Here is a 9,957-nt window from a genome sequence, read left to right as displayed (position 1 = left end):
TTGCTTGAGGATCATCAACCCGACCATGAGCCGGATTGGTTTTGCTGGGCGCCCTTTCTCGCTGTAGTAAACCGTAAACTCATCATCGAAGTGCTGCCAAGGGATCTGTTTAGCCAGTTGAAGCAGAGAATGATGGGGATTGAGTTGTTTCAACAAATCCGGATAGAGGAAGTTGCCTTGATTACAATTTTTCTTTTTCGCCTTCATAGTCACTCCAAAATCAGTGATTTTTCGACCGGCTTATTACAGAAATACTGCAGTAACTGGTTGAAAATGTACTACGAAATAGAAAAAATGTCAAACAATTTTAAATAGTTGACCTATTTTCAGGGCAGACTACATAAGATCAGAGTAGCACCGTTTATTAAAGATGGCACAGCCAAAAATGCCCGAAATTCAATATATCTGGATCTAAAAAGACAAATTCACTGCCGATATCCAACCTCGCCGGATATGCAAATAATCGCTTGATCAATCTCGTTAAAACAGTAATTTAATTACTTGCTGCATCAACCTTCAACAATTTCTGCATCCTGCCCTTGACAAGGTTCCCTATCTTATGCGTAATGCAGACAACTGAATGACGAAGTCTGATAAGGGCAAACCATCCGAAAGGGTGGGACGCAAAGCCGACGGCCTAAATTTTGCCCGCCTCGCACAGCAAAGCGGGTGGGACATGGCGGCAGGGTTGCCGGACACACTGGGCAGAGCCGATGCAGTTAAGGCAAAGCCCGGCAGAAGTCAGAGTTGATGGCAGGAATGCAACACGTTCTTTTTTCCTCCCTGATCCCTCTCTTCGAAAAGCCCGCGCCAGAAGGACAATCATTCAGTACTGGTGACTTACGTGGCGGCGTTTAGGCAACACCAAAACGCAACGGGCAAAACATTTTCAAAGGAGAGACATCATGTCCATGACAATGCCGAGGAAAGGGGAACAAGGCTTTACGTTGATCGAATTGTTGATCGTTGTGGCGATTATCGGGATTCTGGCGGCGATTGCGATTCCACAGTTTGGGAAGTATAAGGCGCGTTCGGCGGCTACTGCTGGTCAGGCTACTGTTAAGCAGTGCATGAATATGCTTGGAGCTGCTTATGCAGCAGCTGATACTATGGATGCAGCTACTTCGACCCCTAAGGTTGCCCCTGAGCTAGATACCACACTGGTGCCAGCGGAAGCTTTAGAATATGAGCTTGCTTGTTATATCGATGATGATCCGACTGATCCAGACTATGTATTCGTAACAAATCATGGAAGAGTTGTTTATGGTGGTGGCACTTATGAAGTAAGCAAGGTTACAATTACTTGCTCTGGTCTATCAAACCCACAATCTACATTCACGTGTGTGCCTGGGGCAGCAGCGCCAGCAGAAGGCAGCTGATCCATAATTCTTTTTTTAATATAACTAAAAGGGGGGGCTACGGCCCCCCTTTTAGTTATATTAAGGGGATAAGAGGGACCGGTTCATATTTGACAGCGCAGTTGTCCGGGATTAGCTTCATTTCTCCGGTTATTCTTCAGCCAAAGGAGTCAACCATGGGTCGCATAGCCAGATTTATTCGGGGAAATCGAGATCGTTCGGCGATTTATCATGTCATGTCCAGGAAGGAAAAAAAGGACATCCATGATAAGAAAGTCAAGTGGGAAGATGGAGATTCCCTGAACATCCCGGCTTGAGAAATCCGGGGTGCTATGAATTGTTGCCCGCAGCCGACGTTTTTATTCTCTCGCTTGGGTCGAGATTGGTTACCGACCAGACATACATTTGCAGGGGAGAGTAGGGACAGGTTCATATTTGACAGGCGCAGTTGTCCGGGATTAGCTTCATTTCTCCGGTTATTTTTCAGCCAAAGGAGTCAATCATGGGTCGCATAGCCAGATTTGTTCGGGAAGATCGTCCGACGATTTATCACGTCATGTCCAGGACAGCCTTGGAGGGCTTTCCGTTGCAGGATATCGAGAAGGATCACCTGATGGCCATTGTGGCCAGGTTGAGCAAGTTCTATTTTGTTGACTTGTTGGGGTTTAGTTTAATGGGCAACCATTTTCATCTTGTTGTCAGGATGCATACTGAAGAGGCGGCAACGGATGATGAGATCGTGAAGCGTTACCGGAAGCAGTTCGGCGATGATGCCGTGATCATGCCGCACCAGGTGCAGGACTATCGTCGGCGACTGGTCACCCTGGGAGCGTTCGTGAAGGACATCAAGCAAGGCTTTACGCGGTACTTCAACAAGCGTCGGAACAGGAAAGGATTTTTCTGGGGTGACCGGTTCAAGAGCATGATCGTTCAGGAAGGAGCCAGCCTGGTCAATCTGCTGGCCTATGTGGACCTGAATCCGGTCCGGGCCGGTCTGGTTCGCAAACCCGAGGATTATCGCTGGTCCGGTTTGGGATACCTGGTCCAGACCGGCAACCGGGACGGCCTGTTGGACCTCGACCTGGGCCTGAAGGAGTGGAACGAGTTTGATCCAAAGGAGATCGTTCGGAAATACCGGCAGTTCGTATACGAAACCGGAGCCATGGATGCCGGCAAGGGCAAGCAGCTCGATCCGGAACTGGTCAAACGTGAACGCAAAAAAGGCTACCGCCTCAGCCGCGCCGACGTCTTCCGCCACCGGTGCCGGTATTTCACGGACAGCGGCATCATCGGCTCAAAAGAGTTCGTGGCCGAGGTCTTCGACGGTGTGAAACACCTGCTGAATTCCAAGGATGAGCGGAGGTTTACGCCGGTTGGCGGGGTGTATGGGGTGTATTCGATGAAGAGGTTGGGGGGTGATGGTTGACCTGGAAAAAGGGAACCGCTCGCTTCGCATAAGTCGCCAAGGGCGCAAAGAATTTTGGCTCCTGCTGGAAAGATGCCGGAGACAAAAGGTTCTCGGACTGTCGGCGATGGACGCAAACAGAATCCATTCATTCTCTGCTCCCTCTCAAAAATGCTTTTCTTGGCGTCCTTGGCGATTTGAGCGAAGCTGTTCGAGGCAAAGCTAAAGGAGCGACCGCGCCTATTGGTGTATACGCAGGAGAAGGTGTTTGATGAATTAAAGTCCGAAAATGGATTGGCAGAACACCTTATGCGCCGGATTCTAACAGAAAACAGATTTGTGTAAAATTAGTTTTACATTTTATGGGTTGATGTGTAAAGAGAATTTCAAGGCCAGTGGGAAATGCCTACCTTCATCCCTCATGAAACCGGGAAATAGCTGAAGCTATGGACGCACTCTTTTCGCAGCAGCACTCTCTGCTTTCCAGTCTAACCGAATCCAGGCGATATCTGCATGACCTTATTGACTGGAACCATCGCCTGCTGGGGATCGTGGGCGCTCGCGGGGTGGGCAAGACAACAATGATGCTGCAGCGCATCAAGGACATCTACGGCTTCAGTGACAAGGCAGCGTATGTCAGCATCGACCACCCCTACTTTGAGGCCCAGCCTCTATTTGATTTTGCGGAATCATTTGCCGCGTATGGGGGCGAGTTGCTCTGCGTGGACGAGGTCCACAAGCATCCGGAGTGGTCGCGGCAAATCAAGGCCATATACGACTCCATCCCGGGGCTGCGGGTCGTTTTTTCCGGTTCCTCGATCCTGAGGATGAGCGCCCAGAAGGCGGACCTGAGCCGGAGAGCCCTAGTCCACGAGCTACACGGCCTTTCGTTCAGGGAATACCTCTTGCTGGCCCATCAACAGGAATTTGCCCCACTGCCACTGGAGCGGATCCTGGAGGATCATGTCACCCTGGCAGGGGCGGTGGTCCAGCGAATCAAGGTTCTGCCGTGCTTCCGGGCATATCTTGAACATGGCTATTACCCGTTCTTCCTGGAGGGCGTGGAACAGTATCCGTTGAAACTGACCGCGGTCATGGGGCAGATTTTGGAGATGGACCTGCCCTTGGCGGCCTCCATCGCCCCTCGGCAGATCGGCAAGCTGAAAAAACTGCTCTACCTGATTTCCACCAGCGTGCCCATTATTCCGGACATTGCAAAGCTGGCCCGCATGACCGGGATCTCCAGACCAAGTATCTATGATTATCTGGAAAAACTTCAAGAGGCCCGGCTGTTGCGCTTGGTGCGCCAGGCGGGAGGCGGGGCTGGACTGCTGGCCAAGCCGGAAAAAGTCTACCTCGACAATACCAATCTAGCTCAAGCCCTGGCCCAGACGCCTGATCCGGGCAACATTCGGGAAACCTTCTTCGCCAACCAGATCGCCTCGGCCCTGCCCCGGCAGCGCCTGGTGGACGAAGGCCTGACTGTCCCGGCCCGGGGCGATTTCCTGGTTCAGGGCAAATGGACCTTTGAAGTCGGGGGCAAGGGGAAAAAACAAAACCAGATCAACGACCTGCCCGCCGGATACCTGGCGGTGGATGATCTTGAAGTGGGACACGGTCGCAGGATTCCGTTGTGGTTGTTTGGTTTTATGTATTGAGAAGAGGAGGGAAGGGAAGAATTAATCAGTTATCAGTTAAGTGGGGGGGAGGGAGTATTAGCGCCTGCTCGAAAATGCAGAAATTGCCGGTTTGAAAATGTAATCATCGGCAAGGGGCGGCCCCTATTCGGAGCCGCCCCTTTTTTTGATTATATTCAGAAGACGGCGCTTTTCATGTTGGCCAACTCACCCGGATTGACACAGACAAGGATCAATAGGTTCAAAAAACTTGCGGATCACCTCAGCACTCGACGAATTCTGAAACTCTTCGCAAGAATATGTTCTTGCAACCATGGAATGTATTTGTTTCATGGTTCTTCTTCATGTACTGAAAACAAATGATTCCATGGTGTTGCTCGCGGCCATGCTTTGGCATTGATATTGATATGTCATCGGCATGTATAACGGAGCCCCGTATCCGGTCCCGCTCCCTGCCGGATCATTCCGGCATTTGTATCCGCAATGACTACGAAAGAACCACGAGGTTTGCGAGGCAGATCATCCGTGGCCATGGTAAGGTGATTCAGATGTACAACGCAAAGATTCTTGTCATCGACGATGAATACTATATTCGGCTGTTCTATTTTGAGGAACTCCAGGATGCGGGGTATGATGTCGCCACATCCGACGGTTCAAAAGATATCATTGATCTGTTGCAGCAGGAAAAACCGGATGTGGTCATCCTGGACATCAAGCTGGAAGGCAATCGTTCCGGCTTCGATCTGTTGCGGGAAATTCGGCGTCATGGTTACGAACTGCCGGTTATTCTCTGCAGTTCCCGCGATGAATTCCAGCGAGACCTGCAATCGCTGGCCGCGGATCACTTCGTCTGCAAGTCCATCGACCTTACGGAGTTGAAGGAAAAGATCGAGCTTGTTCTTTACAAATCAGGCCATCCCCGCTTTCAATCCGGAGAAAAATGCTGCCTGGCATGATCCTCTGGACATCTGATCGATCCTCTACCCATCACACCTATCGAAATCCAAATCGCAATCGCAATCCAAATCGAAATTACCGAAAGACCGCAGCCTCATCCGGGATCGCCGCACTGGAAACGACGATCCCGGACGAGGAAAGATGCGTGGCGCACTGGAGTGCGATCCAGGACAGGCCGCACTGGAGTGCGGCGGTCCCAGGGGGGACGGCTCATCCGCCCGAAATGAAGCCGGGATAGAGAATCATGCCTCCATCCACGACCAGGCTTGTGCCGTGGACGTAGTCCGACTCATCCGAAGCCAGCCATAACGCCGCCTTGGCGATATCTACGGGGTCTCCGATCCGGTGGCGCGGGATCAGTTTCAACAATTCGGCCTTAGATTCCGGGTCATCCCAGGTTTCGCGATTGATGGGCGTTTTGATCGCGCCGGGAGCGATACTGTTGACGCGGATTCCCTCGGCTCCCAGTTCCTGGGCAATGCTTTTCATGAACAGCATCAGGCCGCCCTTGGAGGATGCGTAGTTCACCCGCCCGGACCAGGGGATTATCTCATGCACCGAACTGACGAAAATGATCTTGCCCAGGGCTGAAGATCGCTCCGGAACCATGCCCCGGCGCAGAAACTCCCGGGTTGCGGCCCGGGCGCAGAGAAAACTTCCGGTCAGGTTGATGTTGATGACCATGTTCCACTCGTCCAGGGTCATCTCCGTAAAGGCCGCGTCCTGCTGCACTCCCGCGTTGCTGATCAGGATGTCCACGGTGCCGTATGTCTCCACGGTCTTGCGGAACATGGCCTCCACATCCGACTCGCTGCTCACGTCGGCCTGGACGGCAATGGCCTGCCCGCCCTGATCCCTGATCCCCGCGACCACCTCTTCGGCTCCTTCGCGGCTGCTGGAATAGTTGACCACCACGTTCGCCCCGGCTTCGCCCAAAGCCCGGGCAATGCCCGCGCCGATGCCCGAACTGCCGCCGGTGACCACGGCGGTCTGGCCGTTCAGAATGATTGATGATTTTGGATATTCCTGGTTCATCTCGTCCTCCGTTTGATGCAATTGGGGATTGTTTTGGCTGGAGAGTCCTTATGAAGAACGAACTCCCTGTTTCATGAAATTGGAACCGCCCGCTCCGCTCAAGGCGCAGGGGACGCCAAGAAGAATTTTTGCCTTCCGCTGGAAAGATGCGGCAGGCAAAAGGGCTTCACGCCTGACGGCGAAGTTACATCACCCCGACAGGGGTGAGGCATCCTTTTAGAAAGCAGCTCTTTCCCTGCTTTCTAAAATGTTTTCCTTGGCGTCCTCCGCGCCTTGAGCGAAGCGGGCGGTTCAAATAATCTTTATCTTCTATCCCAGACAGATAGCCTATACCTGACAAACCCAAAGTTCCGGGCATCAGATGATGCTGAAATCTTCCGTGAAGATCTGTTCAAAAGGCACGCCGGCTTTCATGAGCTCTTCCCGCAGCGAATCCATCATCACCTTCGGTCCGCAGATCAGGTAGACCTTGGTCTTCAGGTCGCCCACACGCTCCGCGATGACCTCCGGCGTGAGATAGCCTTCGGAATCGGAAGAGTGGGGAATGTAGTGCAGATATTCCTCCTTCACGCCGAGTTCCGTGATTTCGTCGTGGTAGTAGGCTTCTTCCGGTATCTGCACGCTGTAGAAGAGATGCGCCTTGTTGTATTTACCTTCCAGAAAATCCTCATTCTCCACCATGCTCAAAAAGGGCGTGATTCCGATCCCGCCGGCCAGCAAAACGGATTCCTTGTCCGCATGCTCCGCCATGTGGTCGCCGAACTTGCCGTAGGGGCCCCAGACAAAGGCCCGCTGATCCGGCTTGAGGACGGGAAGCTGCTTTGTCCAATCGCCCATCTTTTTGACGGATATCCGGATGTTCCCGGCCTGGGGCGCCGACGAAATGCTGAAAGGATGCGGCTCGGCCCGCAGATCCGGCGAATCGAAGTAGACGTACAGGAACTGGCCGGGGTGAAAGGCCATTTTCCGCTTTGGGTCCCGTGGGCGAAGGTATACCTCGGTGATGTCGCCCAGGGTCCGGACATGATCCACCAGGTAGTCGTGGAGCGGCCCGAACCAGCGGTAGAGCACCCGGATGTAGAAATAGCAGCATAGCGCGATTGCAACCCACACGATGAACCAGGCGCCAAGCAGCGGATACGACATGATCTCGCCCTGGGCGAAGACGCCATGGAAGATCACCAGCACCAGCACCAGCCCGAAAAAATTGTGCGTCTGTTTCCAGACGTGGTAGGGCAGCGAGATCCACAGGGACAACGAGGTCAGTCCGACCAGGGCGGTCAGGGCAGCCAGGCCGGTCATCCGGGCATAATAGTAATGTCCCGCTTCGCCGGACATTTGCGCGATCCAGAAAAAGCGAAGGAAGTCGAATTCTGGATCGAGAGCCAGAAAAATCGGGTGCAGAAATATAATGTACAAAGCGACTTCACCGAATCTGCGGTGCGCCTTGTAGACCTTGTCCAGCCCGCCGAACAGTCGCTCCACCACCCGCAACCTCGCTGCCAGGATCAGCGCCCAGCACATCAATATCGTCGTGCCCATGCTTCCGATCTTGGCGAGATACTTCAGGCGGTAATCGTACCAGTCGTCGTAAAACCACATCGATCCGAAATAGATCGCGTAGGTGAGCACCAGACTCATCCCAACAACCAGATACCCCCAGTAATACTGCTTCTTGATGATCACACCCACCCTCCCCATCATCACCACTTATCCAACTCGCAACAAATCGAAATCGCAATCGCAATCGAAATCGCAATCGAAATCCCCAATCGAAATCCCAATCCCCCCTGACAATCGAACTCAACACGGGGTTACCATTTCAGAGGAATTTTCTGCTGAAAATTTTCTCACTCAATATCAATTCATAAGAAAACATTCTTGCCCGACAATAACCCCCACATCCAGCACCAATTCAATCCTCGAAACATGGCATGATTTCGGATGAATAGGGTTCGACGAATTCCTGGCACCCATATTGATGCCCAAGGAGATGAGCATTCCTTGTGCCAATTGAATTCAGAAGCACATTCCAAAGGTGCATCCCTACGTCTGCGTATTGGCTTCTCGCTTCTTGAGAAAATGAATCTTGTTTTTATGGAATAAGACATGCCGGATGAAACCCGTGAAATTTTTAGCCTGTAAATTCATGTTTGTATCGAATCAACCCTGATGGCATTTTTCTTGTACAATAGTCAGGGCCGACCTGGTCGGCAGTGGCTGATTGCGTTTAATTCTCGGCGCCATGAAACAAAAAATACCTTATATTTCAGCTTAAAGGAGCAATACACATATGATTGTCAGGCAAGTCACGATTCACGACCCCTATGGATTGCATGCCCGGCCGGCGGCCGTGCTGGCCAGGAAGGCCAAGTCGTTTGATGCGGACATCAGCTTGTGCGTGGAAAACAAGAAAGCGGATGCCAAGAGCATCCTGGATATTCTCGGGCTGGCCGTGGGACCGGGAATGGTTGTAAACATTGAAGCCTCAGGCAGAGACGCCGGCATGGCCCTGGACGAGATCTGCGATCTCATCGGCAACGGCATGTGCGAAGAAAAAGAGCAATTATCAAGTCAAAGGAGATTTTCCGAAAGCCACGTTTTCCGGAATACGGTCCACGCGGCCGAAGAATTTGTTAAAAGCGAAGTGTTTCATGTTCATAACTACCTGCGCAATTCCGTACGAGTTCAACCGGACAAGACCATGGAAAACTTCGCCAGGTAGGTCACGAACTGACAGAGGAGGTGCGTGATGCAGGCCCGAGGGCAACTGATGAAAGAACACCGGGTGATCGAACGGATGATATCCCTGATCGAGGAAACTGCCGGTTACATCCGGAAAGGAAACCGGATCGACCCTGAACTGGTGGATATTGCCGTTGATTTCATCCGTACCTATGCCGACAGAACGCATCATGGCAAAGAAGAGGATATTCTATTCAAGAAGCTTGACGAAAAGGGTCTGTCCACCGAGGACAGGCGAATGATGGACGAATTGATTGCAGATCATGTCTACGCGAGAAAAGTCGTCCAGAAGATCGAACAGGCCAATGCGCGGTACCGCAATGGCGATGAATCCGCACTGGATCGGATCGAAGAGAACCTTCGAGCCCTGGTCGACCTGTATCCCGAACACATCGAGAAGGAGGACAAGGTCTTCTTCCCGGCTTCCAGGAACTATTTCACCGACCGGGAAGAAGAGGCCCTGTTGGAAGAGTTCATGGAGTTCGACAGGCTGATGATCCATGAAAAGTATGATTCCGTGGTGGAATCATACGCCAAAAAGGCAAGTTCCGGGTAGGCTTGTATAACTGCCCTGCTGATAGAGGAACGTTACTCCAGGTTCCCCACATCCATTTCTGCCGCCGCACTGTTTCGAGCTCTTCGGGTCATTACCCGTGGATAAGCCTGAAGCAGGCGGCGGCCATCCTCTCGGCCCCTCCGGGGCTTCAACCGCGGACAGAATCCCCGGCAATCAATGCAAGCCCCTACATATCGGGGCGAAGCAATCTTGTTCATGCTTGATACCGCAACTCCAGAACGCAAATCGCTCAAATCGGACAAG

General features: G+C 52.3%; 9 protein-coding genes and 1 riboswitch. Of the genes, 6 read left to right on the top strand and 3 right to left on the bottom strand.

The features are described from left to right. Nucleotides 1–207, bottom strand: a 207-nt coding sequence (locus BLP93_RS16710; RefSeq protein ID WP_482156190.1) for a transposase, incomplete at its 3' end; no start/stop codon positions are given. Nucleotides 208–588: 381 nt separating this feature from the next. Further along, a riboswitch (cyclic di-GMP riboswitch) is annotated at nt 589–696 on the top strand. A 209-nt stretch (nt 697–905) separates the two neighbouring features. On the opposite strand from BLP93_RS16710, the gene BLP93_RS17560 reads away from it, so the two are divergent. From BLP93_RS17560 to BLP93_RS13190, 4 genes are all read left to right on the top strand, one after another. Further along, a complete protein-coding gene (locus BLP93_RS17560) occupies nt 906–1,379 on the top strand; it encodes a prepilin-type N-terminal cleavage/methylation domain-containing protein (RefSeq protein WP_279615066.1) in 474 nt (157 codons plus the stop codon). Between the two features lie 481 nt (nt 1,380–1,860). After that, nucleotides 1,861–2,784 carry a transposase gene (locus BLP93_RS13200; protein ID WP_092122603.1) on the top strand — a complete coding sequence of 308 codons (924 nt, stop codon included), beginning with the start codon at nt 1,861–1,863 and terminating at the stop codon, nt 2,782–2,784. Nucleotides 2,785–3,209: 425 nt separating this feature from the next. Next, nucleotides 3,210–4,421 (top strand): ATP-binding protein, encoded by a 1,212-nt coding sequence (locus BLP93_RS13195; RefSeq protein WP_092122600.1) that lies wholly within the window; start codon nt 3,210–3,212, stop codon nt 4,419–4,421. Between the two features lie 527 nt (nt 4,422–4,948). Next, nucleotides 4,949–5,356 carry a response regulator gene (locus BLP93_RS13190; protein ID WP_092122597.1) on the top strand — a complete coding sequence of 136 codons (408 nt, stop codon included), beginning with the start codon at nt 4,949–4,951 and terminating at the stop codon, nt 5,354–5,356. Nucleotides 5,357–5,567: 211 nt separating this feature from the next. On the opposite strand, the gene BLP93_RS13185 is transcribed toward BLP93_RS13190, so the two are convergent. Continuing rightward, the gene (locus BLP93_RS13185) at nt 5,568–6,392 is read right to left on the bottom strand and encodes a glucose 1-dehydrogenase (protein WP_092122594.1); all 825 of its coding nucleotides are present in this window, start codon (nt 6,390–6,392) and stop codon (nt 5,568–5,570) included. 357 nt (nt 6,393–6,749) lie between these two features. Next, nucleotides 6,750–8,078, bottom strand: a complete 1,329-nt coding sequence (locus BLP93_RS13180; RefSeq protein ID WP_161946334.1) for a ferredoxin reductase family protein — start codon at nt 8,076–8,078, stop codon at nt 6,750–6,752. Between the two features lie 607 nt (nt 8,079–8,685). On the opposite strand from BLP93_RS13180, the gene BLP93_RS13175 reads away from it, so the two are divergent. Together BLP93_RS13175 and BLP93_RS13170 are read left to right on the top strand one after the other, a co-directional pair. Beyond that, nucleotides 8,686–9,117: an HPr family phosphocarrier protein gene (locus BLP93_RS13175; RefSeq protein WP_092122588.1), complete on the top strand. Its 432-nt coding sequence runs from the start codon at nt 8,686–8,688 to the stop codon at nt 9,115–9,117. A 27-nt stretch (nt 9,118–9,144) separates the two neighbouring features. Continuing rightward, a complete protein-coding gene (locus BLP93_RS13170; protein WP_092122585.1) occupies nt 9,145–9,693 on the top strand; it encodes a hemerythrin domain-containing protein in 549 nt (182 codons plus the stop codon). The last annotated feature ends 264 nt before the right edge of the window (nt 9,694–9,957 follow it).

The sequence above is a fragment of the Desulfonatronum thiosulfatophilum genome, from assembly GCF_900104215.1.
GTDB classification, from domain to species: domain Bacteria; phylum Desulfobacterota; class Desulfovibrionia; order Desulfovibrionales; family Desulfonatronaceae; genus Desulfonatronum; species Desulfonatronum thiosulfatophilum.
The sequence above is the reverse complement of the archived record's forward strand: the minus strand, read 5'-3'. Positions and strand labels throughout refer to the sequence as shown.